The sequence below is a fragment of the Streptomyces sp. NPDC012769 genome, from assembly GCF_042901205.1.
Lineage (GTDB): Bacteria > Actinomycetota > Actinomycetes > Streptomycetales > Streptomycetaceae > Streptomyces.
The window spans coordinates 416,722-441,644 of the sequence record NZ_JBIBCP010000001.1 but is presented as its reverse complement, the minus strand read 5'-3'; the positions used below and the strand labels follow the sequence as shown (position 1 = coordinate 441,644).

The 24,923-nt window shown below is 73.8% G+C and carries 22 protein-coding genes and 1 riboswitch; of the genes, 12 read left to right on the top strand and 10 right to left on the bottom strand.

Features of this window, described 5'->3' with window-relative positions; translation table 11 throughout:
• The first annotated feature begins 2 nt into the window (after window positions 1-2).
• The 4 genes from ACFY7C_RS02090 to ACFY7C_RS02075 all read left to right on the top strand — a co-directional run bounded on the left by ACFY7C_RS02090 (window position 3) and on the right by ACFY7C_RS02075 (window position 4,490).
• Window positions 3-1,112 (top strand): hypothetical protein, encoded by a 1,110-nt coding sequence (locus ACFY7C_RS02090; protein ID WP_389642322.1) that lies wholly within the window; start codon window positions 3-5, stop codon window positions 1,110-1,112.
• 79 nt (window positions 1,113-1,191) lie between these two features.
• Window positions 1,192-1,992 carry a VOC family protein gene (locus tag ACFY7C_RS02085; protein WP_389642319.1) on the top strand — a complete coding sequence of 267 codons (801 nt, stop codon included), beginning with the start codon at window positions 1,192-1,194 and terminating at the stop codon, window positions 1,990-1,992.
• Window positions 1,993-2,124: 132 nt separating this feature from the next.
• Complete coding sequence (locus tag ACFY7C_RS02080) at window positions 2,125-2,703, top strand: PadR family transcriptional regulator (protein WP_389642316.1); 579 nt, start codon at window positions 2,125-2,127, stop codon at window positions 2,701-2,703.
• Between the two features lie 62 nt (window positions 2,704-2,765).
• Complete coding sequence (locus tag ACFY7C_RS02075) at window positions 2,766-4,490, top strand: acyl-CoA dehydrogenase family protein (RefSeq protein ID WP_389642313.1); 1,725 nt, start codon at window positions 2,766-2,768, stop codon at window positions 4,488-4,490.
• Window positions 4,491-4,562: 72 nt separating this feature from the next.
• Here ACFY7C_RS02075 and ACFY7C_RS02070 read toward each other — a convergent pair whose 3' ends face one another.
• A complete protein-coding gene (locus tag ACFY7C_RS02070; protein WP_389642310.1) occupies window positions 4,563-5,771 on the bottom strand; it encodes a lipase family protein in 1,209 nt (402 codons plus the stop codon).
• Window positions 5,772-5,936: 165 nt separating this feature from the next.
• Between ACFY7C_RS02070 and ACFY7C_RS02065 the strand changes: the two genes are divergently transcribed.
• Window positions 5,937-7,130 (top strand): helix-turn-helix domain-containing protein, encoded by a 1,194-nt coding sequence (locus tag ACFY7C_RS02065; protein ID WP_389642307.1) that lies wholly within the window; start codon window positions 5,937-5,939, stop codon window positions 7,128-7,130.
• Between the two features lie 64 nt (window positions 7,131-7,194).
• On the opposite strand, the gene ACFY7C_RS02060 is transcribed toward ACFY7C_RS02065, so the two are convergent.
• The gene (locus ACFY7C_RS02060; RefSeq protein WP_389642304.1) at window positions 7,195-7,626 is read right to left on the bottom strand and encodes an Ohr family peroxiredoxin; all 432 of its coding nucleotides are present in this window, start codon (window positions 7,624-7,626) and stop codon (window positions 7,195-7,197) included.
• Window positions 7,627-7,923: 297 nt separating this feature from the next.
• Between ACFY7C_RS02060 and ACFY7C_RS02055 the strand changes: the two genes are divergently transcribed.
• Together ACFY7C_RS02055 and ACFY7C_RS02050 are read left to right on the top strand one after the other, a co-directional pair.
• Window positions 7,924-9,000: an alpha/beta fold hydrolase gene (locus tag ACFY7C_RS02055; RefSeq protein WP_389642302.1), complete on the top strand. Its 1,077-nt coding sequence runs from the start codon at window positions 7,924-7,926 to the stop codon at window positions 8,998-9,000.
• A gap of 33 nt (window positions 9,001-9,033) precedes the next feature.
• Window positions 9,034-9,237 (top strand): hypothetical protein, encoded by a 204-nt coding sequence (locus tag ACFY7C_RS02050; RefSeq protein ID WP_389642299.1) that lies wholly within the window; start codon window positions 9,034-9,036, stop codon window positions 9,235-9,237.
• 16 nt (window positions 9,238-9,253) lie between these two features.
• Here ACFY7C_RS02050 and ACFY7C_RS02045 read toward each other — a convergent pair whose 3' ends face one another.
• The 4 genes from ACFY7C_RS02045 to ACFY7C_RS02030 all read right to left on the bottom strand — a co-directional run bounded on the left by ACFY7C_RS02045 (window position 9,254) and on the right by ACFY7C_RS02030 (window position 13,897).
• Window positions 9,254-9,817 (bottom strand): CGNR zinc finger domain-containing protein, encoded by a 564-nt coding sequence (locus ACFY7C_RS02045; protein WP_389642296.1) that lies wholly within the window; start codon window positions 9,815-9,817, stop codon window positions 9,254-9,256.
• Between the two features lie 107 nt (window positions 9,818-9,924).
• Window positions 9,925-11,571, bottom strand: a complete 1,647-nt coding sequence (locus ACFY7C_RS02040) for an ABC-F family ATP-binding cassette domain-containing protein (protein WP_389642294.1) — start codon at window positions 11,569-11,571, stop codon at window positions 9,925-9,927.
• A gap of 83 nt (window positions 11,572-11,654) precedes the next feature.
• Window positions 11,655-13,289 carry an ABC-F family ATP-binding cassette domain-containing protein gene (locus tag ACFY7C_RS02035; RefSeq protein ID WP_389642291.1) on the bottom strand — a complete coding sequence of 545 codons (1,635 nt, stop codon included), beginning with the start codon at window positions 13,287-13,289 and terminating at the stop codon, window positions 11,655-11,657.
• A 356-nt stretch (window positions 13,290-13,645) separates the two neighbouring features.
• Complete coding sequence (locus ACFY7C_RS02030) at window positions 13,646-13,897, bottom strand: chaplin (RefSeq protein ID WP_389642289.1); 252 nt, start codon at window positions 13,895-13,897, stop codon at window positions 13,646-13,648.
• A 172-nt stretch (window positions 13,898-14,069) separates the two neighbouring features.
• Window positions 14,070-14,176, top strand: a riboswitch (ZMP/ZTP riboswitch).
• A gap of 28 nt (window positions 14,177-14,204) precedes the next feature.
• On the opposite strand from ACFY7C_RS02030, the gene ACFY7C_RS02025 reads away from it, so the two are divergent.
• On the top strand, window positions 14,205-15,059 hold the full coding sequence (locus ACFY7C_RS02025) for a bifunctional 5,10-methylenetetrahydrofolate dehydrogenase/5,10-methenyltetrahydrofolate cyclohydrolase (RefSeq protein WP_389642286.1): 855 nt from the start codon (window positions 14,205-14,207) through the stop codon (window positions 15,057-15,059).
• A gap of 120 nt (window positions 15,060-15,179) precedes the next feature.
• The gene (locus ACFY7C_RS02020) at window positions 15,180-16,016 is read left to right on the top strand and encodes a hypothetical protein (RefSeq protein ID WP_389642284.1); all 837 of its coding nucleotides are present in this window, start codon (window positions 15,180-15,182) and stop codon (window positions 16,014-16,016) included.
• A 57-nt stretch (window positions 16,017-16,073) separates the two neighbouring features.
• On the opposite strand, the gene ACFY7C_RS02015 is transcribed toward ACFY7C_RS02020, so the two are convergent.
• Entirely contained in the window at window positions 16,074-16,262 is a 189-nt protein-coding gene (locus ACFY7C_RS02015) for a hypothetical protein (protein WP_389642282.1), read from the bottom strand.
• The gene (locus tag ACFY7C_RS02010; RefSeq protein WP_389642279.1) at window positions 16,259-16,834 is read right to left on the bottom strand and encodes a maleylpyruvate isomerase family mycothiol-dependent enzyme; all 576 of its coding nucleotides are present in this window, start codon (window positions 16,832-16,834) and stop codon (window positions 16,259-16,261) included. Before ACFY7C_RS02010 ends, ACFY7C_RS02015 begins: the two co-directional genes overlap by 4 nt.
• Window positions 16,835-16,896: 62 nt before the next feature.
• Here ACFY7C_RS02010 and ACFY7C_RS02005 point away from each other — a divergent pair, with 62 nt between their 5' ends.
• Window positions 16,897-17,814, top strand: coding sequence for a MerR family transcriptional regulator (locus tag ACFY7C_RS02005; RefSeq protein WP_389642277.1), 918 nt, complete (start codon window positions 16,897-16,899; stop codon window positions 17,812-17,814).
• Window positions 17,815-18,338: 524 nt separating this feature from the next.
• Here ACFY7C_RS02005 and ACFY7C_RS02000 read toward each other — a convergent pair.
• Together ACFY7C_RS02000 and ACFY7C_RS01995 are read right to left on the bottom strand one after the other, a co-directional pair.
• Entirely contained in the window at window positions 18,339-19,679 is a 1,341-nt protein-coding gene (locus ACFY7C_RS02000; RefSeq protein WP_389645878.1) for an SWF or SNF family helicase, read from the bottom strand.
• Between the two features lie 65 nt (window positions 19,680-19,744).
• A complete protein-coding gene (locus ACFY7C_RS01995; RefSeq protein ID WP_389642274.1) occupies window positions 19,745-22,846 on the bottom strand; it encodes a DEAD/DEAH box helicase in 3,102 nt (1,033 codons plus the stop codon).
• A gap of 264 nt (window positions 22,847-23,110) precedes the next feature.
• Between ACFY7C_RS01995 and ACFY7C_RS01990 the strand changes: the two genes are divergently transcribed.
• Entirely contained in the window at window positions 23,111-24,259 is a 1,149-nt protein-coding gene (locus ACFY7C_RS01990; protein WP_389642271.1) for an acyl-CoA desaturase, read from the top strand.
• 51 nt (window positions 24,260-24,310) lie between these two features.
• Window positions 24,311-24,922 (top strand): MOSC domain-containing protein, encoded by a 612-nt coding sequence (locus tag ACFY7C_RS01985; RefSeq protein WP_389642268.1) that lies wholly within the window; start codon window positions 24,311-24,313, stop codon window positions 24,920-24,922.
• Window position 24,923: the final 1 nt, after the last annotated feature.

Sequence of the window (24,923 nt, the reverse complement as noted above, 5' to 3'; positions counted from 1 at the left end):
GCATGACGCTCACCCGACTCCGGCCGGCGATGGCCCTCTCGGTGGCCGTGGCCGCCCTCTGCACCGGCCAGGCGACCGCCGCACCGACGCCGACGGCGATGCCCGTGCCCAAGGCCTTCCGCAACGGAGCGCCCGCCCCCGTCAAGGACGTGCTGAAGTCCTGCGAGGGTGCCGACTGCACCTTCAGGATCCTGCAGGGCCCCACCGAGTTCCTCACCGCGGTCACCGCCGTCGGCAGCGCCGTCACCAACTGCTCCAACGCGGACATGACGATCGAACGGTGGGTCACCCTCACCTCCTCCACCACCGACAACATCGAGGGCGAGATCTCCGGCTCCTGGACCGTCGAGGGCGTGGTCGACAAGACGGTGTGGGGCGAGGGGCAGGCCCAGCTCTCTGAGTCCGCGAGCCTGCAGAACACCCAGAGCACCACCAACACCGACACCTCGACCCAGACCACGACGACGGAGAACGGGCACACCCACCACACGTCCCCGAAGGACAAGGGCCCCAACGACGAGTTCAGCGACAAGACGTCCAATCAGACCCAGACCCAGGGCCAGGTCGCGAACACCGCCGAGACGCAGACGAACGTGACCTCGACGGCCACCGGCACCGTCACCGCGCACGACGAGCTGCACGTGGGCGTGCGCGGCGCGTTCAACGCCGCCTGGCGGGTCACCACCGGGACCTCGCTCACCAAGGCGGTCGAGGAGAAGATGGTCTACCACATCACCCTCAAGCCCAAGGACGTCCTCACCCTCGGCGCCCAGAACGCCATGGTCAGCACCCAGGGCACGCTCCACGTCAACGACAGCGCCGGCCAGGCGACGGTCGAGGGCATCACCGTGCACAGCCCGTCCACCGTCAACGCGAGCTCCCTGATCGCCCAGACCTACACCGACGCCGGCAAGTGCATCGGACTGCGCCCCGCCGCCCACGCCGCCGACCCCCAGCCGGGCCCCCGCCCGACGCGCGGCATGAGCGTCGGAGGCCGGCCGGTCGCCGGCCAGCTGCCGGGCCTCTACGAGACCGAGGCGCCGCCCCCCGGCACCCGGCCGTCCTCCGTGCAGATCATCAGGCCGGTCAGTCGCAAGGTCATCCGCATGTGAACCCGCGACCGGTCGACGGGCGAGTGTCGGTGGCCGGTGCCACTCTGAGATCACCTGTGACCGGAGAAAGGGAATCGTCGTGATCACCACTGAGTTCGTCGCCGGCTCTCCCTGCTGGCTGGACCTCGGAGCCCCGGACGTCCCGGCCGCCGCGGCCTTCTACGGCGCCGTGCTGGGGTGGGACTACGAGTCCATGGGGGAGGGGGAGGACATGGAGGGCGGGATGTTCCGGAAGGACGGCAAGACCGTCGCCGGACTCGGCAAGCTCACCGAGGAGGGCGCCCGCCCGGCCTGGATGATCTACTACACCGTCACCGACGCGGACGAGACGACCCGGGCCGTCGAGCGGGCGGGCGGCACGGTGCGGGTGGCGCCCAGGGACCTCGACGACTGGGGCCGGATGGCGCAGTACAGCGATCCGCTGGGAGGCCAGTTCGCCGTCTGGCAGCCGGGGACGAACAAGGGCGTCGACCTCGTGGACCAGCCGGGCTCCCTGTCGTGGACGGAGCTGTACACGAGCGACGCGGCCGCGGCGAAGGAGTTCTACGGCGGCGTCCTCGGCTGGCGGTTCAGCGACATGGAGCTGCCGGGCGGCGGGGGCACGTACTCCCTCATCACACCCGCCGGGCTTCCCGAGGAGCGGATGCACGGCGGCATCATGCAGGTCGGCGAGGACGTCCTCGCGCCGGCGAACGGGCGGCCGTACTGGCACCCGGTCTTCGCCGTCGAGGACTGCGACGCCGCGGTCGCCAAGGTCACCGCGAACGGCGGCAGCGTGCAGATGGGGCCGGAGGACGCCGAGGACGTCGGCCGTCTTGCCGTCTGCCTCGACCCGTCGAAGGCGGACTTCGTGGTCCTCGCCCCTGCCACCCGGAGCTGACCGCGGCCAGACCGGTCCGGTGCCCGTGCGGGGCACCGGACCGGTCTTCCGCTGGCTGAGCGGAAGAGGGGTGAGCGGCGTCTCACCCGGCCCGCCTTGCTATGCAACGAGGTGCATAGCAAGATCGGGCGCATGGCGCTCGACCACGCGATCCTCGTGTCCCTGCTCGAGAAGCCCGGGTCGGGATACGAGCTGGCCCGGCGCTTCGAGCGGTCCATCGGCTACTTCTGGACCGCCACCCACCAGCAGATCTACCGCGTGCTCAAGCGCATGGAGGGCGACGGCTGGGTCGACGTCCGTGACGTCCCGCAGCACGGGCGCCCGGACAAGAAGGAGTACTCCGTCGCCGCCGCCGGACGGGCCGCGCTCTCCGCGTGGCTGGCCGCGCCGATCGAGCCCGAGAGCGTGCGCCACGACCTCGCGGTGAAGATCCGCGGCGCCGCCTTCGACGATCCCGCCGCCCTGATCGGCGAGGTCGAGCGGCACCGGCAGACGCACGCGGACCGGCTGGCCCACTACCTGGCCGGCGAGGCCCGCGACTTCGGATCGCCGTCCGCCGAGGACGCCCCGCCCGCCGCGGACGGTCCGCCCGACGCCGAACGGGAACTCCAGCACGTCGTGCTGCGCGGCGGCATCGCGTACGAGCGGATGATGATCGCCTGGCTCGACGACGTCCTCGCCACCCTCGCCCGGTTCGATACCGGTCCCTGACTCCGGGGACCCCTGCCCGGACTCACCCTCATCCCACCCCTCTCAGCCGAAAGGCGGCACCCATGGCCGACGCGCTGCTCTTCAATCCGCGGACGTACGACCCCGCGCACTTCGACCCGGAGACCCGCCGGCTGCTGCGCGCCACCGTCGACTGGTTCGAGGCGCGCGGCAAGCGCCGGATCATCGAGGACTACCGGACCCGCGCCTGGCTCGGCGACTTCCTGGCCTTCGCGGCCGAGGAAGGACTCTTCGCGACCTTCCTGACGCCGTCCTCCGCCGCCGGTGAGCAGGAGGGCGACAAGCGCTGGGACACCGCCCGCATCGCCGCCCTCAACGAGATACTCGGCTTCTACGGGCTCGACTACTGGTACGCCTGGCAGGTCACCATCCTCGGCCTCGGCCCGGTCTGGCAGAGCGACAACGCCGCCGCCCGCGCGCGGGCCGCCGAACTCCTCTCCCAGGGCGAGGTGTTCGCGTTCGGCCTCTCCGAGAAGTCGCACGGCGCCGACATCTACTCCACCGACATGCTCCTGGAGCCGGACGGCGAGGGCGGCTTCCGCGCCACCGGTTCCAAGTACTACATCGGCAACGGCAACGCGGCCGGACTCGTCTCCGTCTTCGGCCGCCGCACCGATGTCGAGGGCCCCGACGGCTACGTCTTCTTCGCCGCCGACAGCCGCCACCCGGCCTACCACCTGGTCAAGAACGTCGTCGACTCCTCCAAGTACGTCAGCGAGTTCCGCCTGGAGGACTACCCCGTCGCCGCGGAGGACGTCCTGCACACCGGCCGCGCCGCCTTCGACGCCGCCCTCAACACCGTCAACGTCGGCAAGTTCAACCTGTGCACCGCCTCGATCGGCATCTGCGAGCACGCGATGTACGAGGCCGTCACCCACGCGCAGAACCGGATCCTCTACGGCCGGCCCGTCACCGCCTTCCCGCACGTGCGGCGCGAGCTGACCGACGCGTACGTCCGGCTCGTCGGCATGAAGCTGTTCAGCGACCGTGCCGTCGACTACTTCCGCACCGCGGGCCCCGACGACCGCCGTTACCTCCTCTTCAACCCGATGACGAAGATGAAGGTGACCACCGAGGGCGAGAAGGTCATCGACCTGATGTGGGACGTCATCGCCGCCAAGGGTTTCGAGAAGGACAACTACTTCGCCCAGGCGGCCGTGGAGATCCGCGGTCTGCCGAAGCTGGAGGGCACGGTCCACGTCAACCTGGCGCTGATCCTCAAGTTCATGCGCAACCACCTCCTCGACCCGGTCGACTACCCGGCCGTCCCGACCCGCCTCGACGCGGCCGACGACACGTTCCTCTTCCGCCAGGGCCCGGCCCGGGGGCTCGGCTCGGTGCGCTTCCACGACTGGCGAGCCGCCTACGACGCGTACGCACACCTGCCCAACGTCGCCCGCTTCCGCGAACAGGCCGACGCCCTCTGCGAGTTCGTCCTCAAGGCGGCCCCGGACGAGGAGCAGAGCCGTGACCTCGACCTCCTCCTCGCCGTCGGCCAGCTCTTCGCGCTCGTCGTCCACGGCCAGCTGGTCCTGGAGCAGGCGGCGCTGACCGGCCTCGACGAGGACGTCCTCGACGAGCTGTTCGCCGTCCTCGTCCGCGACTTCTCCGCCCACGCCGTCGAGCTGCACGGCAAGGACTCCGCGACCGAGCAGCAGCAGCTCTGGGCGCTCGGCGCGGTCCGGCGCCCCGTCGTCGACGAGGCGCGTTCGGAGCGCGTCTGGCAGCGCGTCGAGGCCCTCTCGGGCACCTACGAGATGGCGCCGTGAGCCAGTGAGGACGGACCCGTCCGGCGGCGCCTTCCCGCGCCGCCGGACGGGCCGGCCGTCCGCCGCCGGATGTCAGCAGTCGTTCTCCACCGGGCGGCCGGCGATGCGGTCCGCCAGCCAGTCGACGGTGGCCGGCGCGGCGGCGTAGAAGGTGGCGATGTGGGTCGGCACCAGATACGTGTCCCAGTCGACGGACGTGCCCAGGCCGCACAGCCGGTCCTTCAGCTCGGTGCCCGCCCGGTACGGGATCACGTCGTCCAGGCGCGAGTGGTACAGCCGCACCGGCACGTCCGGACGGCGCTGCCCGGCCCGCTGCTCGGCGAGCCGGCCACGCCAGTCGGCCCGCGCGAACGGGTCCTCGGTCGTCAGCCGGTCCCAGCTGTGCATCCCGTACTTGGCGGCGATCTCCAGGGTGCAGTCGTCGGAGATGTCGGCCAGCAGCGCGCGACCGTGCTCGGTGAGCAGCTCCTCCAGCGGGAGTTCCGGATACGCGTGCTTCAGGCCGACGGCGGCGGTCAGGCCGAAGCCGAACGCCGGGCTGCCGTCGACGCCCTGCGCGACCAGCAGCAGGTCCGCCGCCGGCGCGCCGACGGAGGCGCCGCGCACGTCCAGCTCCGGTGCGTACGCTGGCTGCAGCTCGGCCGCCCAGCTCGCCGCCTGACCACCCTGTGAGTAACCGGCGATGACGACCGGGGCGTCGGCGGCGATCCCCGCCCCGGGCAGCCGCTGGGCGGCCCGCACCGAGTCCAGCACGGCCTGCCCCTCGGCGCGCCCGTTGACGTAACTGTGCCCACCGGGGGTGCCGAGCCCCTGATAGTCGGTGACCACGACGGCCCAGCCGCGGTCGAGCATCGCGTCGATCACGAGGCTCTCGTACTGGGTGCCCTCGGCCAGCGCCCGTGAGGGGGCGCACCGGTCGCCCAGGCCGTGGGTGCCGATGGCGTGCGCGACCACCGGGCGCGGGCCGGGCCCGCCGTACGGAGTCTCGGGGACGAGCACGGTGCCGGAGACCGCGATCCGGCGGCCCTCGGCGTCGGCGGAGCCGTAGAGCACCTGCCAGGAGCGCACGTCCTGGTCGACCAGACCGGTCGGCTCGATCCGGAACGAGGCGGCTCTCGACTGGATCACCTCGCCCGGACCGGCGGTGAGTTCACCGGGCGGCGGGGTGTAGAAGGCGTCCGGGAGGTCACCGCTGTCCACGGCGGCGGCGGGGTGCGCGGTCACGGTCAGGGCGGCCAGCAGAGCGGCGGCCGCGGGCAGGGCGGTGCGCAGGAATCTCATGGGTTCCCCGGGGTGTGTGAAGGTGACGAGGTCGTGCCTCGATGATTCGACGCGAGGTGCGCACCCGGTGATGGAGCGACGGACAGGATGTGAAACCCACTCATGTGATCAACGACAATGACAAATGTCGTTCGGCAATGCCGCACGGCTGGCTAGGATGCGGCCATGTCCGATAGCCCCGTCATCACCCCTCCGACGGATCGACGCATCGGCTTACTGGCCACCGCCCTCGGCGGGCGGCTGACCGAACTGAGCGAACGCGCCGTCGACCGCATCCTCGCCCCCGCCGGCACCGTCGCCTACCGACGGCTGGTCCCCGTCGAGGAACTGCGCGGCTCCTGCCGCGCCCATCTGACCTTCACCCTTGGCTCCCTGACCGGCCGTCACGGCGCCGCCCCGGCCACCTCCACCGCGCTCCGCAGGGCCGGCCAGGGCGTTCCGCTGACCGCCGTGATCGCCGCCTACCACGCGGGCGGACGGCTGCTGCTGGAGGAGCTCACCGCCGAGGCCCGCAACGCCGGCCACGGCGGTCTCGAGGCCCTGTCCGACGGCGCGGCCCGCCTGCTCGGGCTCATCGAGACGGGCGCCAACGAGATCACCACCGCCTACCAGCACGCGCGGCGGGCCGCCGGCGACCCGGAGGGCTCCCCGGCCCTCGCCGCACTGCTCGACGGCACCGCCAGCACGACGGAGGCACGGTGGCGGGCGGCGGACACCCTGCGCCTGCCGTACGACGGCCTGTTCGTGGTGCTGGTCGCCGAACCGCCGCCCGGACCGGCGCCCGAGATCGGCAACCGGCTCGCCGCCCACGGCATCGCCTCCGCCTGGAGCCGCACCGCCGGCCTGCTGACCGGCCTGGTCTCGGTCCGCGACCAGGGCACCCTGGAACGGCTGCTGTCCGTCCTCCGACGCTCGGCCACGCTTCGTTACGGGGTGAGCCCGGCCTTCTCCGCCCTCTCCGAGTGCGCCACCGGCCTGCGGCTGGCCCGGCTCGCCCTGGCCACCGCCGATCCGGACGGCCCGCCGGTCACGGGCTTCGACGACGGCCCGCTGGCCGGGCTCGTGGTCCACTCCCCGGACGTCGCCGCCCGGATGGCACGCTCCGTCCTCGGCTCGCTCCTCGACCTGCCGGCCGACCGGCGCGGCGCGCTGATCGGCACGCTGACCGCCTGGTACGCGGCCTCGGGTTCCGTGGAGGACGCCGCGCGGTCCCTGCACTGCCACCCCAACACCGTGCGCCAGCGGCTCCGCCGCATCCGCCAGATCACCGGACGCGACGTCACCGACCCGGTCGGCACGGCGGAGCTGTACGCGGCCCTCCAGGCCGTCCGCGCCCTGCCGCCCTCGGTCCTGGGCTGACCGGCGGGCGCTCGACCCGGAGCCGACTTCCGCTCGTCGTGAGGCGCTTGTGCGGAGCGGGACGTCAGGCGGCGGCCGCCGAGGCGTTGAGGGAGACGGGGATGTTGTCCCGCGTGGCCTTGGAATACGGGCAGATCCGGTGCGCGGCGTGCGCGAGCTCCTCGGCCGTCGCCTGATCCACGCCGCCGAGGACGGGGCTGAGCACCGCGGAGAGCGAGAACTCGCCGTCGTCGCCGTGGGTGAGGGTGATCTCGGCGGTGATGGCGGTGCTGGTGAGCCGGATCCGGCGGACGGCGGCGGCACGCCTCAGGGCGCCGAGGAAGCAGGCGGCCCAGCCGGCGGCCAGCAGCTGCTCCGGGTTGGTCGCGTCGCCCGTGCCGCCGAACTCCTTGGGGATGGCGAGCCCGGTCTCCAGGAGGCCGTCCGAGGAGCGCACGCGACCGCCGTTGCGGCCCTCTCCGTCGACGTCGACATGAGCGGTGTAGGTGACTGCCATGGCTCGTACTCCCCATCTGGGTCGAAGACTTCGGATCGCCTCCGTTCGGGACGACTCCACGTCGTCACCGGTTGAGGCGGTGACGACATCATGAGGAGTCCGAACCGCGCGGTCAAGGCCCCGGGTGGAGGGGGGATGCCGCGAGCGTCACCGGTTTGACAGGTGACGCATGGCGTGTGAGGGTGAGTCATGCTCCGGCCGCCGGCGCGACCTCGTGTCCGAGGGGTCAAGGGGGAGCGGGAGTTCCCCATGGGGGAATCGGGTGGGTCATCGCAGGCATGAGCGAAGGGGTTCCTCGTGATCGACAGGCGTACGTTCACCAAGGCATTCGGCCTGAGCACCGGCGCGGCCGCCGTCTCGCTGACCGGCCTGCAGTCGGTCGGGTCCGCCGTCGGCGAAGACGCCGCCGCGCGGACCCGGGGCGGCGCACCCGTCCCCACGGTGCCCACCGTCTCCCCGGGCGCCCACCAGGGCTTCCGCAGGCTGCGGCAGGTCAAGGCCGGTGTGCTCGATGTCGGTTACGCCGAGATCGGGCCCGCCCGCGGCCCGGTCGTCCTGTGCCTGCACGGCTGGCCCTACGACATCCACAGCTACGTCGACGTCGCCCCGCTCCTCGCCGACCGGGGCTACCGCGTGATCGTCCCGTATCTGCGCGGCCACGGCAGCACACGCTTCCTGTCGCACCGCACCCCGCGCACCGCCGAACAGTCCGCCGTCGCCCTCGACATCCTCGCCCTGATGGACGCCCTGGGCATCGACAAGGCGGTGCTCGCCGGCTTCGACTGGGGCTCGCGCACCGCCGGCATCATCGCCGCCCTGTGGCCCGAGCGGGTCAAGGCGCTCGTGTCGACCGGCGGTTACCTCATCACCGACCGCAAGGCCCAGCGGGAGCCCGCGGCCCCGGCCGTCGAGCGCCTCTGGTGGTACCAGTGGTACTTCGCCACGGAGCGCGGCAGGAAGGCCATGGAGGACGTCGACGAGCGCATCGCCCTCTGCCGCTATGTGTGGACCCTCGTCTCGCCCACCTGGGACTTCGACGAGGCCACCTTCCGGCGTACCGCCCGGGCCTTCGAGAACCCCGACTACGCGGCCGTCGTCCTCTTCAACTACCGCTGGCGCATCGGCCTCGTCGAGGGCGAGCGTCGCTACGACCGCTACGAGGCCCTGCTCGCCGCCCGGCCCGCCATCGGCGTCCCGACGATCACCCTCGACCCGGCCCTGGACCCCTTCACCCCGCCGGGTGACGGCTCCGCCTACCGCGACCGCTTCACGGGCCCGTACGAGCACCGCACCGTCGAGAACGTCGGCCACAACCTCCCGCAGGAGGCGCCGACCGCCTTCGCGCAGGCCGTCGTCGACGCAGACCGTCTCTGAAGAAACGCTGGGAAGAGGAAAAGGAGAACGGACGTGGAAAAGGTACGAGCGTCAACGGCGGACACCACGGTCGAGGCGGCGGCACGGCAGGCCCGCTACGGCAACCTCCCCGAGCGCATCCGATTCGAGGACATGACCGAAGTCACGGAGGGCGCGCCGAACGCGGCCGCCTCCTCGTACGACCCCGAAGGGGCATGGAAGTTCGGCTCGTGCCTCGCCCTGGAGCTGGGGCTGTAGGCGGTTCGCCGCCGGGTCAGTTCCCGGCGGCGACCGACGTCGTCCTCTTGCGGGCGCGGTAGGCGGCCGCCTTGATCTTGTTGCCGCAGGACTCCATGCCGCACCACTGGCGCCGCATGCCCCGCGAGCGGTCGATGTAGACGCGCGTGCACTCGGGGTTGCCGCACTCCTTGAGCAGCGGGACGTCGGGGCCGCTGAGCAGTTCGACGCCCAGCCGCGCCAGAGTCGCCAATGCCTGACCGGGCGTCGCGTCGGTGTGCCGCCCCGCCCGGGTCAGCTGCGGCGTCGCCGGGGCCTGACGGGCGGCGGCGTTGAGCACCGCCAGCGCCTCCCGGTCGAAGTCCTCTCCGAGGCGGCGGTCGGTGACGAGTCGGTAGAGCGCCTCGCGCAGCGCGATCGCCTCCCGGACGTCACCCTCCTCGGCGGGCGTGATCGTGTCCACGAGCCCGGACTCCAGATACCAGGCGTTGAGCCGGTCCGGCGCCACGAACATCTCGAACCGGGTCGAACGCCGGGCGCGCAGCGTGGCCGCGAAGTCGAGCGCCGGGTGCCCGCACACGAAGACATGGTCAAGATTCACATCACCATCTTGACAGGTGACTCTCGTGCGGTGCAAGACTGCCAGGCCCAGGCCCAGGCCCAGGCCCAGGCCCAGGCCCAGGCCCAGGCCCAGGCCCAGGCTCGGCGCTATCCCATGCCCATGCCCGTGCCCGCCTCCGCCGTCAACCGCAGCTCCCGCCCCTCCCAGCGGCGGCGCAGCCAGCGGTCGTGACTGGCGACCACGACCGCGCCCGGACCGCTGCCCAGCGCACCCTCCAACTCGTCGCACAGCCGTGGCGAGAGGTGGTTCGTCGGCTCGTCGAGCAGCAGCAGTCCGGGCGGCCGTGCCATCAGCAGCGCGAGCGCCAGCCTCCGGCGCTGCCCCACCGACAGCTGCCCCACCGGCCGGTCCAGCTCCGCCTCGGCCAGCAGACCGAGACGGACCAGCGGCACCGTCTCGGCCCGCTCCGCCCCCAGCTCCCGCTCGTACGTCTCCCGGACCGTGCGGTCGGGCCGCTCGAACACGGTGTCCTGCGCGAGCATCCCCACCCGCAGCCCAGGCCGCCGGCGCACCTCACCCTCGGCCGCGAGGTGCCCGGCGAGCACCGCGAGGAGGGTCGACTTTCCCGCCCCGTTGCCGCCGGTGACAAGGAGCCGCTCGGTCGCCGACACCTCCAGCGTCCCGAGCGCCAGCCGCCCGGGAACCCGTACCCCGCTCAGGGACACCAAGGGCTCCCGGCCCTCCGCCGAGGTCGCGACCGGCCGCGGCGCCGCGAACCGCAGCGGCACAGGCGGCTCGGCGACCCGGGTGCGCTCCAGTTCCGCGAGACGCCGGCTCGCGTTGCGCACCCGACGGGAGACCTGGCTCTGGACACGGCCCGCCCGGTGGCCGTAGCCCATCTTCTCGTTGTCGCGCGGCCCCCGGTCCGGCGCGACCCGGCGCGCCGTCACCCCCGCCGCGTGCCTCAACTCCTCCCGTTCCTCCTGCTCCTCCGCGTACCGGCGCTCCCAGCGTTCCCGCTCGGCACGCTTCTCGCTCACATAGGCGCTGTAGCCACCGCCGTATCGCACGGGTCCGTCCACCGCCGGATCGAGGTCGATCAGATCCGTGCACACGGCGTCGAGGAAGGCACGGTCATGGCTTGCCAGGACCACCGGCCCGGGCAGCCCGCGCAGCTGCTCCTCCAGGAAGACGGCGGCGCCGTCGTCGAGGTGGTTCGTCGGCTCGTCGAGCAGCAGCGCCGGCGGCCGCCGTACGAGCAGCGCCGCCAGAGCCAGCCTGCCGCGCTGCCCGCCGGACAGCGAGCCGAGCGTGCGGTCGTGGCCGAGCGTGCCAAGGCCCAGTCCGTCCAGCACGAGGGCGGCCCGGCGGTCGGCGTCCCAGGACTCGCGGTCCTGGGCCTCCTCCAGATGTCTGCCGTACGCCTCCGAAAGGTCGGCGTGGCGGGGGTCGTCCTCCGCGAGGCGGGCCAGCTCCTCACCGAGCCGTTCGAGCCGCGCGAGGTCCTCGCGGGCCTCGCGCAGCGCGTCGTCCAGCACATCGGCGAGGGTGGACCCGGTGGCGAACGACATCTCCTGGTGCAGGAAGCCGAGGCCGGCCGGACGCGAGACGCTTCCGGCGTCCGGTTCGTCAAGCCCGGCGAGCACCCGCAGCAGGGTGGACTTGCCGGCGCCGTTCTCCCCGATCAGACCGACGCGCCGGCCGGGAGACACGGTCAGGGACACGCCGTCGAGGACGCGGCGGCCGCCCAGGTCACGGACGAGATCACGGGCGAGCAGAGCGGATTGCGACATGGGGAGAACCGTCCACCGAGAGTCGTGGTCGTACGCCCGCCGGGCACAGGGCCTCGGACGCGGGCCGATGCGCACACCGGCGGCTACAGCCCGGGGCCACCCGTCTCCTCCAGCGTGCCGTCCGCCAGGCGCAGCCAGCGGTTCACCCCGATCTCGGCGAGGAACCGCTCGTCGTGGCTGACCACCAGGAACGCACCCCGGTAGGAGTCGAGCGCGCTCTCCAGCTGGCCCACGCTCACCAGGTCGAGATTGTTGCTCGGCTCGTCGAGCAGCAGCAGCTGCGGGGCCGGTTCAGCGCACAGGACGCAGGCGAGGGTGGCCCGCAGCCGCTCGCCGCCGGAGAGCACGCCGACGGGAAGGTGCGCCCGGGACCCGCGGAACAGGAAGCGCGCGAGCAGGTTCATCCGCTCCGCCTCGGGCCGCTCGGGCGCGAACGCCGCGAAGTTCTCCGCGACCGTGCGGTCCAGGTCCAGCAGGTCGAGCCGCTGGGAGAGATAGGCGACGCGACCCTCGCCGCGCTTGATCGCTCCACCGTCGGGGGCGAGCGCACCCGTGATCAGCCGCATGAGCGTGGTCTTGCCGGCGCCGTTGGGCCCGATGAGCGCGATGCGCTCGGGACCGCGTACGGAGAGGTCGACGCCGCCCTCGGCGAACACGTCCCCGCCGTCGTGCCGGACCTGCATGCCCTCGCCGAGGAAGAGGTTGCGTCCGGCGGGCACCTGGGTGTCGGGCAGGTCCAGGCTGAGGCGCTGTTCCTCGCGCAGCGCGCGCCCGGCCTCGTCGAGACGCGCCTTCGCCTCGCCGACCCGCGACGCGTGCATCTGCCCGGCCCGGCCCGCCGACTCCTGCGCGCCACGCTTCATGGTGCCGGCGAAGATGCGCGGGAGCCCGGCGCTCTTGAGGTTGCGGGCGGCGTTGCTCGCACGGCGCTCGGCGCGTTCGCGGGCCTGCTGCAGTTCCCGCTTCTCCCGCTTCAGCTCCTGCTCCGCGTTGCGCACGTTCTTCTCGGCGACCTCCCGCTCGGCCCGCACCGCCTCCTCGTAGGCGGTGAAGTTCCCGCCGTAGAAGCGCAGTCGGCTGGTGCCGAGCTCGGCGATGCCGTCCATGCGGTCGAGCAGGGCACGGTCGTGGGCGACCACCAGCAGCAGACCCGGGAAGTCCGCCAGCACGTCGTACAGCCTGTGCCGCGCGTCCCGGTCGAGGTTGTTGGTCGGCTCGTCGAGCAGCAGGACATCGGGGCGCCTGAGCAGTTGGGCGGCGAGGCCGAGCGAGACGACCTGGCCGCCGCTGAGGGTGCTCAGGCAGCGGTCGAGGGCGAGACCGGCCAGACCGAGACGGTCGAGCTGGGCGCGGGTGCGCTCCTCGATGTCCCAGTCGTCGCCGATGGTGGTGAAGTGCTCCTCGCTCACGTCACCCGACTCGACGGCGTCCAGAGCGCGGATGACCGCGTCCACGCCGAGCACCTCCGCGACGGTGAGGTCACCGGTCAGGGGCAGGCTCTGCGGCAGATGACCGAGCGTGCCGCTGACGGACACCGACCCGGCGCCGGGCCGCAGTTCGCCCGCGATCAGCTTCAGCAGGGTGCTCTTGCCGGAACCGTTGGGGGCGACCAGACCCGTGCTGCCGTCGGTCAGGGTGAAGGACAGCTCGTGGAAGACGGGGGTGTCGTCGGGCCAGGCGAACGACAGGTCGGAGCAGACGATGGTGCCGTGGGACATGGAAGTGACCTCGAGAGAAGGCCGGGAGCGGACAGAGCTCCGCCCCGGGGAGACGTACGGAAAAGGGGTACGACGAACGGGCCACTCCGGCGGTGCGCTCCTCGGCGCGTCCGGTGGCCGTCAGATCCGGATCTCACCCGGAGATGTCGTCGTCACCCACCACGTCTATGACTCCTCGATACACGGTCAACGTCGTTGACACCTTAACAGTCGGCCTCTCCTCCCGCCCGGAATTACCCGCCCTCACCCGTCGTCAGGAAGGAAGGGCGGCCGGCCGGGGGACCCGCCCACAGGCGCCGGACCCCTCACCCGTCGGTGGGTGAGGGGCCCGGTGCGCCGGGGGCGGTGCTCGCCGACTACGGCGTGGCGTTCACGCAGGTGACCCCATACGCGGGGTTCAGCAGACCGATGACGTTGATGGTGTTGCCGCAGACGTTGGCGTCCAGGTCGACGGGGACCTGGATCACATTTCCACTGAGGACGCCGGGGGAGTTGACCGCGGCACCGACCGCGTCCGCGCCCGGCACGGGATCGGCGAGTGCCGTTCCGGCGCCACCGAGAGCGAGGCCGAGGGCCAGAGCGGCAGTGCTGATGATGCGCGTGCGCATGCGTACCTCCTGGTGAGAGCGGGTGTTTCTTCACCATGGACTCTCGCCGTGGGCGGGTGAGGCGGCAACGCGGGTGGTTCAGGCGGAGTAAGGGGAGTAACCCACCGCTGATCGGGCCACCCGCGAGCGGTACCCGGGCGCCCTCCTCGCGTGGGACCGTCACGTAGAGTGGAGCCCGGGCCGTGACTGGCGCTTGAGGTGGATCACCACCGGGGAGCGGCCCGGCGGACGCGCGCACCCCGCGCGGCCGTGTCGCAGCCGTGCGCCTGGGCGATCCCTCGTTCTCGACGACGCCCAGGAGTGGCCCATGTCCACCAGCACCGCCCGCCTCATGGACGGCACCGCGCTCGCCCGCCGCACGGTCGAGGAGACCGCCGCGCGCGCCGCCGAGATCACCCGCCGCACCGGCACCACCCCCTGCCTCGCGACCGTCCTCGTCGGCGCGGACCCGGCCTCCGTCACGTACGTGAAGATGAAGCAGAACCGCTGCGCCAAGGCCGGGATCCGCTCCCGGCACGTGGAGCTGCCCGCCGAGACGACCACCGAGGAGCTCGTCGCGGCGATCACCGCGCTGTCCCAGGACCCCGAGGTCCACGGCATCCTGCTCCAGCACCCGGTCGGACCGCACATCGACGAGCGCGCCGCCTTCGAGGCCATCGCGCCGGAGAAGGACGTCGACGGCGTCACCATGGCCTCCTTCGCCGCCATGGGCTTCGGCCTGCCCGGCTTCGTCTCCTGCACCCCCGGCGGCATCATGCGCCTGCTCGACGCGTACGACGTCGAGCTCAGCGGCAAGCGGGCCGTGGTCGTCGGCCGCAGCGCCATCCTCGGCAAGCCGGCCGGTCTGCTGCTCCTCGGCCGCGACGCGACCGTCACCTACTGCCACTCCCGCACCACCGACCTCTCCGCCGCCGTCCGCGAGGCCGACGTCCTGGTCGCGGCCGTCGGCAAGCCCCGCTTCATCAAGGGCGAGGACATCAAGCCCGGCGCCGTCGTCATCGACGCCGGCTACAACCCCGGCAACGTCGGCGACGTCGACTTCGAGAGCGCCGCCGAGCGCGCCTCCCTCATCACCCCCGTCCCCGGCGGCGTCGGCCCGATGACCATCGCCGTCCTCCTCGCGCAGACCGTCGACGCGGCCGAGCGCCAGCTGGGCCTGTAGGCCCGTGCGGCCGTCCGAGGGTCTCGCGCGAGCCGCGATATTGTCACGGTTCTGTACGAGCGGGCCCCAACCGACCGGTACCGCTCGCCACACGGGCGAGCGCGGGCGACCCTGATGAGCATGCTCCACCCGCCGACGGAATCCCCGTCCCGCGACGCCCGGCCACCGAGACGGCCGGGCGTCGTCGCGCTGCCGGTCGCGGCGCTCGCCGCGATCCTCACCGCGACCGTAGTCCTGGTCGTCGCCGTCACCGCACGTGGCGGCACGGACGACCGCGACCCGCGCGCCATACCGTCCGTGCCGTCCGCACCGATCGTGGTCGGCACCGACACGCCGTCGGGGCGCGGGGGTACGGAAGGCACGGCGAACGGCGCGGCGGACGGTACGGTCAACGGCACGCCGGGCCAGCGGCCCTCCGCCCAGGGCGAGAGCGCCTCGCCACTGCCCTCGCCCCCCACGAAGCGCCCCGATCCGCCGCGTACGGACCGGGTCCGTACGACCCCGCCCGCCGCGGGCTCGCCCACGGCCGCCGACAGCAGACGCGGCACCTCCGGTGCGAGCCCCCGGCCCCGCCCGACCACCGGCCGCCCGGCCGCGACCTCCGCCCCGCGCACGGCCTACGACGCGCTGCGCGTCGGCGACTGCTTCGACATCGACCGCGCCGCGCCCGGCACCGTCGCCCGCCGCGCCTGCGACACGCCGCACGACGCCGAGCTCGTGGCGCGGCTCCGCCTCACCGGTGCCTACGCCGACGACCGCGCCGTACGGGACGCGGCGGCCGCGCTGTGCCGGGCGCCCCTGCGCGCCGAGGCCGCCCAGCAGCCGCTCGGCACCCGCTGGGCCACCTTCGTCCAGTACCCCTACCGGACCAGCTACCTCCTCGGCGCCGACACCGTCGCCTGCAGCCTCGCCGCTCCCTCCGACTCGGGCCGGAAGCTGACGGCGCCCCTGCGGTGACAGGCGGGAGACGGCGGCCGGGGCACCCGCCGCGGCGAGGGCCGTCGGACCTCGACGTCAGAGCGCCGTGTGCGCCAGCCAGTGGTGCAGCAGCGCGTCGTCACCCGTCACCACCACCCGCCCGTCGCCCGGCGGCATACGGCGGGACACGACCAGCATGAGGTCGGCCACCGTCCCCGACACCACCACGTCGGCATCGACCGGCCCGCGCTCCCACCGCGGTCCCTCGGGCGCCCGGGTGATCACCCAGCCCGGGCCGACGATGGCCGCAACCCGATCCGCTCCCCGCGGCCGCGCAGTTCGGCGACCTCCGGTCTGACGGCCCGCAGGGCCGGCGCCGCGAGCAGCCCGAGGGTCTCGCCGATCCCCTCGGCCGCCAGGTCCTCGGCGATGTCGAAGGGGCTGTCCGTCGCGAGGGCCGCGTCGTAGTGGTGGACTCCGGTCTCGCTCAGCATCCTGCGCAGCCAGAAGACCGCCGGCCGAGGCCCGAAGAAGGTCTCGACCCCGGTCCCGGGACCCGTCTCCCGTACCGCGCGGATCAACTCCTCCGCGCCCTCGCGCAGCCACCCGTCCCACTCGTCCGGGCCGCCGGGCCGGGCCTCTCGCGGGTCGGGGACGGCCAGTCGGCGCCGCTCGCGCACGAGCGCGGCCGCCCAGCGGTGCTCCTGACCGACATGCCCCACCAGCGTCCGCAACGGCCACGCGGGGCAGGTGGGGACCGGGGTGTCCGGCGCCCGGCCGGCGACGGCGCGGGCGAGACCCGCGGTCTGTTCCCGCAGACCGTCCCCGAGCCGTGCGGTGTCCAGTGTCGACGTCATCTCGAAAGCTCCTCTCACGGTGACGCCGGTACGGTAGGAACTCCAGCCCGGTGGAGGTTCAAGTGCCCTGGCTCGACGAGACGTTCGGAATCGGTGAGCTCGCGCGGCTGACCGGCGTCCCGGTGCGGACCATTCGCTTCTACTGCGACGAGGGCATCGTCGACTCGGTGCGCAGCACCGGCGGACACCGCAGGTTCGACCGGGCGGCCGTCGAACGGCTGGAGCTGGTCAGACGACTGCGCGGGCTCGGGCTCGGCCTGACCGCCGTCCGTCAGGTGCTCGTCGGCGAACGCTCCCTGGCCGAGGTCGTCGCGGCCGAACGGGCCTCGCTCGACGTACGGCTCGCGGAGCTGGCCTGGCGCCGGGCCTGCCTGCGCGCGGTCGAGGAGGCCGCACCGGCGGACCGGGCCGCGAGGCTGGGCCTCCTGGCCGCGGTGGAGAACGGGGCCGCCGCCCGCGAGGCGCTGATCGGCTTCTGGCGGCGCACGATCGTCGCCCCCGTGTCCGCGGAGATGTTCGACGCGTTCGTGGCGATCGCCGTGCCCGAACCCACCGCCGACCCGACGCCGTCGCAGGTGGTCGCCTTCGCCGAGCTGTTCGCCCTGGCCGGTGACCGGGATCTCACCCGCCTGCTGCTCGCGATGGCGCGGACCAATGCCGAACTGATCGCCGACGAGGGAGAGTTGCTGGCCGGGATCGGCGAGGCATGTGCCCTGGCCGAGCCACTGGTCCGGGCGGGCGAGCCGCCCCGCGCCGGCCCCGCACTCGACCGCTTCGTCGCCGCCCACGCCTCGGCCCGCCGCACCCGCGACACACCGCGCTTCCGCGGCCGCCTGCTCTCCTGGGTGGCCGCCGACCGCGACCCGCGCATGCGCCGCTACTGGCGACTCGTCGTCGAGGCCGGCGCCGCCCCGGTCACGATCGGTGCGACGCACATGTGGCTGACCGACTCCCTTCAGCTCTCCGCGGGGCGCGGCTGACCCGGTGGTGGGCTGCGGGGGAGGGCCGGGCGGCGTGCCGCCCGCCCCGGGGTCCGGGCCGGGCCGGGCCGCCGGCGGCCGGACGCGGATCCGTTCGCGCTGTCCCGCGGCCGGTTCGGGCCGGGCCGCCATGCGCCGCCGCGCAGGCCGTGCTCGCCGCAGGCGGCGACGGGCCGCCATGCGCCGCCGCGCACGCTGTGCTTGCCGCAGGCGGCGACGGGCCGCGGGCCCGCCCTCCCCCGGCCGGTTCGGGCCGGGCCGTCGTCCCGCCGCCGTGCACGCTGTGCTTGCCGCGTCGGCGACGGTCCGTGGGCCCGCCGTCCCCGGCCGGTTCGGGCCGGGCGGCCGCCAGGCGGGCGGTCGAGGGCGCGGATCCGTTCCCGTCGCCCCCCCGGCCGGTTCGGGCCGGGCCGTCGTCCCTCACCGCGCGCGCCGGGCTTGCCGCGTCGGCGACGGGCCGCCGGCCCGCCGGCCGCGCACCTGAATCCGCCGCCCACCCCCCGGTCTCGGAGCCGACCCCGGCCCTACGGTCCCTCCGCCCCCGACAGTGCCGCCGCGGGGTCCTGTTCCGGTGGGCCCGCCGGGGTCCAGGCGCCGTCCTGGGCCTTCCGGTAGGGCCACCAGCGGCCGTCCGGGCCGAGGCGGAGTTGGGTGGTCGTGCCGGTGACCGTCCAGCGGGCGGGGCCGGAGGAGTGGAGGGCGGGGCGGTCGGAGTCGTCCCAGGACTCGGCCAGTCGGGTCTCGGCGCGGCGCAGGGCCTCGGGGCCGGGCACCCACTCCTCCTCCAGGACCGCGAGACCGGCCGCGCCGCCGAACCGCCAGGCGCGGACCGCGCGGTCGAGCGCGGGCCGGTCGCGGCCCGAGCCCTCGGCGAGGCGCGCCGCGATCCACGGCGCGGGGGAGCCGGCGGCGAGCCGTACCGCGTCCTGAGCCGCCGTCAGGGCCGGCGCGCCGAGGGGCGCCGCCCCGGACAGCAGACGCCGCGCCCGGGCCGCCGCGTCCGCCACGAGGAACTCGAGGGCCTCCGGGTCGATCCCCGGCTCCGGCGGGACCTCCGTGTCGAGGGACGGCGGCTCGCCCGGGGCGGTGGGCGGGACCGGCGGCGCGGGCAGGGGCGGCAGGATGTCCCGCGCCGCGAAGGCCTCGTACGCCGACACGCCCGACACACCGGTCCCGGCCGTTGCACCGCTCGCACCCGACACGCTCGGTCGGCCCGACCCACCCGACCGCGACCCGCGCGCCTCCTCCTCGGCCGTCGCACGCGCCGCGCTCCGCTCCTGCAGCGCCTCGATCAGCGCACGCTCGCCCCGCCCCCGGAGAAGCAGCAGCACGAACGGGTCCTCGTCGAGCAGCCGAGCCACCTGATAGCACAGGGCCGCCGTGTGAGGGCAGTGGTCCCACGCCTCGCAGTCGCACTCCGGCTCCAGGTCGCCGATGCCCGGCAGCAGTTCGAGCCCGACCGCCGCCGCGTCCTCGACCAGGTGCGGCGGCATCTCCCGGTCCAGGAGGGCCGCGATGTGCCCGGCGCTGTCCACCGCGAGGTCGACGAGGCGGTCCCACTCCTCTCCGGACAGCTCCTGGAACAGCACGTCACCGCGGTACGCCGTGCCGTCCCGGTCCTGCACCACCGCAGTGACCCGGCCGGGCCGCACCGACACCGCGCCGACCGCCCCGGCCCGCGCGTGTCGCCGCCCCGCCTTCAGCTGCTGCGCGTCGAGCGCCGTGTCCTCCAGAGCCTTCAGCCACGCCCGGCCCCACCAGGTCCGGGCGAAGGCCCCACCCCGTACCGGCGGCAGCGCCGCGAAGGTCCGCTCGTCCCCGCCGCGCATACCGTCCCCGCCGCGCATACCGTCCCCGCCGCGCATACCGTCCCCGCTGCGCATACCGTCCCCGCCGCGCACACCGCCGCCGTCGGCCACACCGTCTCCCCTCATCGTCCGTCCTCCCCGCGCAGCCGCACCAGTTCCGCCAGCTCGGCGTCGGTCAGCTCGGTCAGCGCCGCCTCGCCCGAGCCCAGCACCGAGTCCGCGAGCGCCCGCTTGCGCTCCAGCATGTCCGCGATCCGGTCCTCGATCGTGCCCTCGGCGATCAGCCGGTGGACCTGCACCGGCTGGGTCTGCCCGATCCGGTACGCGCGGTCCGTGGCCTGCGCCTCGACGGCCGGGTTCCACCAGCGGTCGTAGTGCACCACGTGCCCCGCCCGGGTCAGGTTGAGCCCGGTCCCGGCCGCCTTCAAGGACAGCAGGAAGACCGGCACCTCACCGGCCTGGAATCGGGTGACCATCGCCTCCCGTTCGGCGACCGGCGTGCCGCCGTGCAGGAACTGGGTCGGCACCCCGCGCGCCGCCAGATGCTCCTCCAACAGCCGCGCCATGGACACGTACTGGGTGAAGACGAGCACGCTCGCCTCCTCCGCGAGGATGGTGTCGAGGAGCTCGTCGAGCAGTTCCAGCTTGCCCGAGCGTCCGTCGATCCGGGGCCGGTCCTCCTTCAGGTACTGGGCGGGGTGGTTGCAGATCTGCTTGAGCCCGGTGAGCAGCTTCACCACCAGGCCGCGCCGCTCCATTCCGTCCGCCTCGGCGATGGCGGAGAGGGTCTCCCGCACCACCGCCTCGTACAGGCCCGCCTGCTCCTTCGTGAGCGCCACGGCGTGGTCGGTCTCGGTCTTCGGCGGCAGCTCGGGCGCGATGCCCGGGTCCGACTTGCGCCGCCGCAGCATGAACGGCCTCACGAGCGCGGCGAGTCGCGTCGCCGCGCCCGGATCGGCGCCGCCCTCGACGGCGGAGGCGTACCGCGCGCGGAACGCGCCGAGCCCACCGAGCAGGCCCGGCGTCGTCCAGTCGAGGATCGCCCACAGCTCGGAGAGGTTGTTCTCGACGGGCGTCCCGGACAGTGCCACCCGCGCCTTGCCGCCGATCGTGCGCAGCGCGCGTGCGGTCGCCGAGTACGGGTTCTTGACGTGCTGTGCCTCGTCCGCGACGACCAGCCCCCAGGGCCGGCCGGCGAGCCGGGGCGCGTCGAGCCGCATCGTGCCGTACGTGGTGAGGACGAAGCCGTCGTCGGCGAGTCCCTCCAGGGTCCGCGCCGCGCCGTGGAAGCGCCGTACGGGCGTGCCGGGCGCGAACTTCTCGATCTCGCGCTGCCAGTTGCCCATCAGCGAGGTGGGGCAGACCACCAGCGTCGGACCGGCGGTCGCCGGGTCCGACTGCCGGTGCAGATGCAGCGCGATCAGGGTGATGGTCTTGCCCAGGCCCATGTCGTCGGCGAGGCAGCCGCCGAGCCCGAGCGAGGTCATCCGGTGCAGCCAGCCGAGGCCGCGCAACTGGTAGTCGCGCAGGGTCGCGGCCAGCGCGGCCGGCTGCGCGATCTCCCGCTCGCCGCCGCCTTCGGGGTCGGCGAGCCGGGCCCGCAGCCGTTCCATCCAGCCGGTCGCCTGGACCTCGACCCGCTGTCCGTCGACCTCGGTGGTGCCGGTGAGCACGGCGCCGAGCGCGTCGACCGGGGTCAGCTTGCGGTCCTGCCGGACCCGGGCGCGCCGTACCTCCTCGGGGTCGACGAGGACCCATTGGTCGCGCAGCCGTACGAGAGGACGTCCGGCCTCGGCGAGGAGGTCGAGCTCGGCACGCGTCAGCTCCTGGTCGCCGATCGCGAAACGCCAGTGGAAGGCGAGCAGCGAGTCGGCGGAGAGGAAGGACGGCAGGGCGTCGCCCCGGCCTCCGGAGCCGCTTCCGCCCCGGCCGCCGTCCCCGTCCTGGTTCCCGTCCCGGTTCGCGTCCCCGAGGTCGTCCCCGTCGGGCGGCCCGATCACCGCCCGGGTGGAGAGCCGTTGGGCGAGCTCGCGCGGCCAGTGGACCCGTACACCGGTGGCGGCGAGGGAGCGGGCGGCCGGGCCGAGGAGCTCGGCCACCTCCTCGTCGTGGAGGTCGACGGCGTCGGGAACGGCCGCCGCGAGCAGCGGGGAGAGCGCCGGCCACGCGCGCGCCGCCCGCCGCAGCGCGAGCAGCGCGTCCATCCGGGCCCGGGTCCCGAAGGCGGCACCCGCCGCGGTCGTGCCGGCCCACACCTCGGCCGCGTCCGCGACGAGCGCCGGATCGGCCACGCCGTGCATCTGGAGCACGGCACGGAAGGAGGGCCCGGCTCCCGCGCCGTGCCCCTCCGGGGCCCCCGCCCCCTCAGTCAGGTCGCCCAGCTCGGTCAGGTCGCCCAGCTCGGTCAGCTCGGCCGGTCCCGCCGGTTCGACCAGCTCGATGCGCAGGGAGAGCCGTACGCCCGCGTCGTGTCCGGCGGCCACGTCCGCCGCCCAGGCCCGCTGGTGCGCCAGCGCCTGGGGCTCCTGGTGCTCGTCGGCCGCGAAGGCGGGCCCGCCGGCGGCCAGCGGGGCGGCCGGGGTGCGGGGCAGGGTGTCGGCGACGGCGTCGGCGAACGCCCGCAGCAGCTCTTCCGGTTCGGGCAGCAGCAGTGTGTCGTCCTCCACCTCGGTCGCCGCCGTCAGCGGTACGGCGTGGGCGGACGGCGGCATACAGGCGGCGAGGTCGCGCAGCGCGCCCAGCTCCTCGGGGCCGAGCGGACCGACCCGCCACGCGTCGAGGTCGGTGGCGGTGAGGCCGGGCAGGAGCAGCCCCCGTGCGACGAGGTCGAGCGAGAAGAGCGAGGCCGCGCCCCAGAAGGCCGCCGACGCCGAAGCACCCTCGTCGAAACGGGCGCCGGCGAGGACGGGCAGCGCGTCCCGTACGGAGAGCAGGAGCGCGGGGACGGTCCGCTCCCGGACGTCGTCGTCGACGACGGTCAGTTCGGCGTGGACGCCGTCCGGGACCGCGCCCGTGTCCGGGACCGCGCCCGTCTCCGGGGCCGTGTCCGGGGACCAGAAGGCGATCCGGCCCGCGCGGGGCGGATCGGCGGGCAGGAAGAGGGTCGCACAGCGGGCGAGTTCATCGGCGCGGAGCGGCGAGGACAGAGACGGAGACGAAGTCGGGGACGGGGCCAGAGGCGTGGCCAGGGAGGGGGACGGCGACTGCGGCGGAGACTGCGACAACGCATTCCTCAAATTTGACTACTGGGTCGAGCGGCCGAGGGTACCCCAACTCCCCGCCCCCATGCGCATGTCGACGCCGTGATCCACGTCACGCCCCCGGGGTGGGGTGGGGAAGGCCCCACCCCGGCCCCCGGGCCGCCCCCCGACCGGGCCCGGGTGGTGACGCCATGGCCTCGGGCGATCACCGATCCGTACGTTTCCGGTAGCCGACGCGGTCCGCGCGACGGCCGCTTCCACGGACTTCCACGGACACCGGAGACCGCCATGTCCCAGGCCACCGCGACGCTCACCGCGCCCTCCGCCGCGCATCCCACGACACCCGAACCGGCCCGCCCCGGACACCCCGCCCGTTCCGCCCGTCCCGCCCGCGGCCACGGAAAGGGCGGCGGCAGCAGCGAGTTCGCCCCGCTCCTGCGCACCATCAAGGAACAGGGACTCCTCGAACGCCGCCGTGGCTGGTACGCCCGCGGCATCGCGGCCAACCTCCTCGGCATCGCCGCCGTCGTCACCGGCCTCGCGCTCATCGGCCCGTCCTGGTGGGCGCTGCCGCTCGCCCTGCCGCTCGCCCTGTTCTCCGCCCGCGTCGCCTTCGTCGGGCACGACGCCGGCCACGCGCAGATCACCGGCAGCCGCCGACTCGGCCGGATCATCCAGCTCGTCCACGCCAACCTGCTCCTCGGCATGAGCCGCGAGTGGTGGAACGACAAACACAACCGCCACCACGCCAACCCCAACCACCTCGACAAGGACCCGGACGTGGCCGCCGACGTCCTCGTCTTCGCCGCGCACCAGACCACCGAACGCACCGGACTGCGCCGCTGGCTCACCCGCCACCAGGCCTGGCTCTTCTTCCCGCTGACCACGCTGGAGGGCATCGCCCTCAAGGTGTACGGCGTCCAGGCCCTGCTCTCCACGAGCGGCCCCTACCGCACCCGCCGCGAACGCCTCGTCGAGGGCGCCCTGCTCCTCGCCCACATCGCGGGCTACGCGGCCTTGCTCCTCACCCTGCTGACGCCGCTTCAGGCGCTGGCCTTCGCCCTCCTCCACCAGATGCTGCTCGGCGTCCACCTCGGCATGGCCTTCGCCCCCAACCACAAGGGCATGGAGACGCCGGACGCACACCCCGACGGCGACTCCTGGGGCCATCTTCGCCGCCAGGTGCTGACCTCCCGCAACATCCGCGGCGGCGCCTTCACCGACTGGTTCCTCGGCGGGCTCAACTACCAGATCGAGCACCACCTGTTCCCCAGCATGCCGCGACCCCATCTGCGCCTCGCCCAGCCGGCGGTGCGCGCCCACTGCCGGGCGCTCGGCATCCCGTACACGGAGACCGGCTTCGTCGACTCCTACCGGCAGGCGCTCGGCCACCTCCACGAGGTGGGGGCCCCGCTGCGCGCCGAGGGCGTCGCGTAGGGTCGAGGGGCGCGACACCTCGGGCACCTGGGAGAAGGGGAACTCCACGTCATGAGTGCGGAATCCACCGCGGTCACGAGCAGAGACACCGGCACCGGCGCGGGCAACGGCACCGGCACCGGCACCGGTACGGTCACCACGGTCAGCAGCAACGGCGTCTACTCGTTCACCAAGCCCAACCGGGAGAGCATCACGCTCCTCGCCGGCCTCGGCGTCGAGGGCGACGTGCACGCCGGAGTGACCGTCAAGCACCGTTCCCGTGTCGCCAAGGACCCGACCGTACCCAATCTGCGCCAGGTCCACCTGATCCACTCCGAGCTCTTCGACGACGTGGCGGGCGCCGGCTTCGAGGTCGCCCCCGGCGACCTCGGCGAGAACATCACCACCCGCGGCATCGACCTGCTCGCCCTGCCGACCGGCACCCGGCTCCACCTCGGCGCCGAGGCCGTCGTGGAGGTCACCGGCCTGCGCAATCCGTGCGCCCAGATCGACAACTTCCGGCACGGGCTGCTCAAGCAGGTCCTGGGCCGCGACGAGAGCGGGCGGATCGTCCGCAAGGCGGGCATCATGTCCGTTGTCCTGACCGGCGGGGAGGTGCGGCCCGGCGACACGATCCGCGTCGAGCTCCCGGCCGAACCGCACCACCCCCTGGAGATGGTCTGAC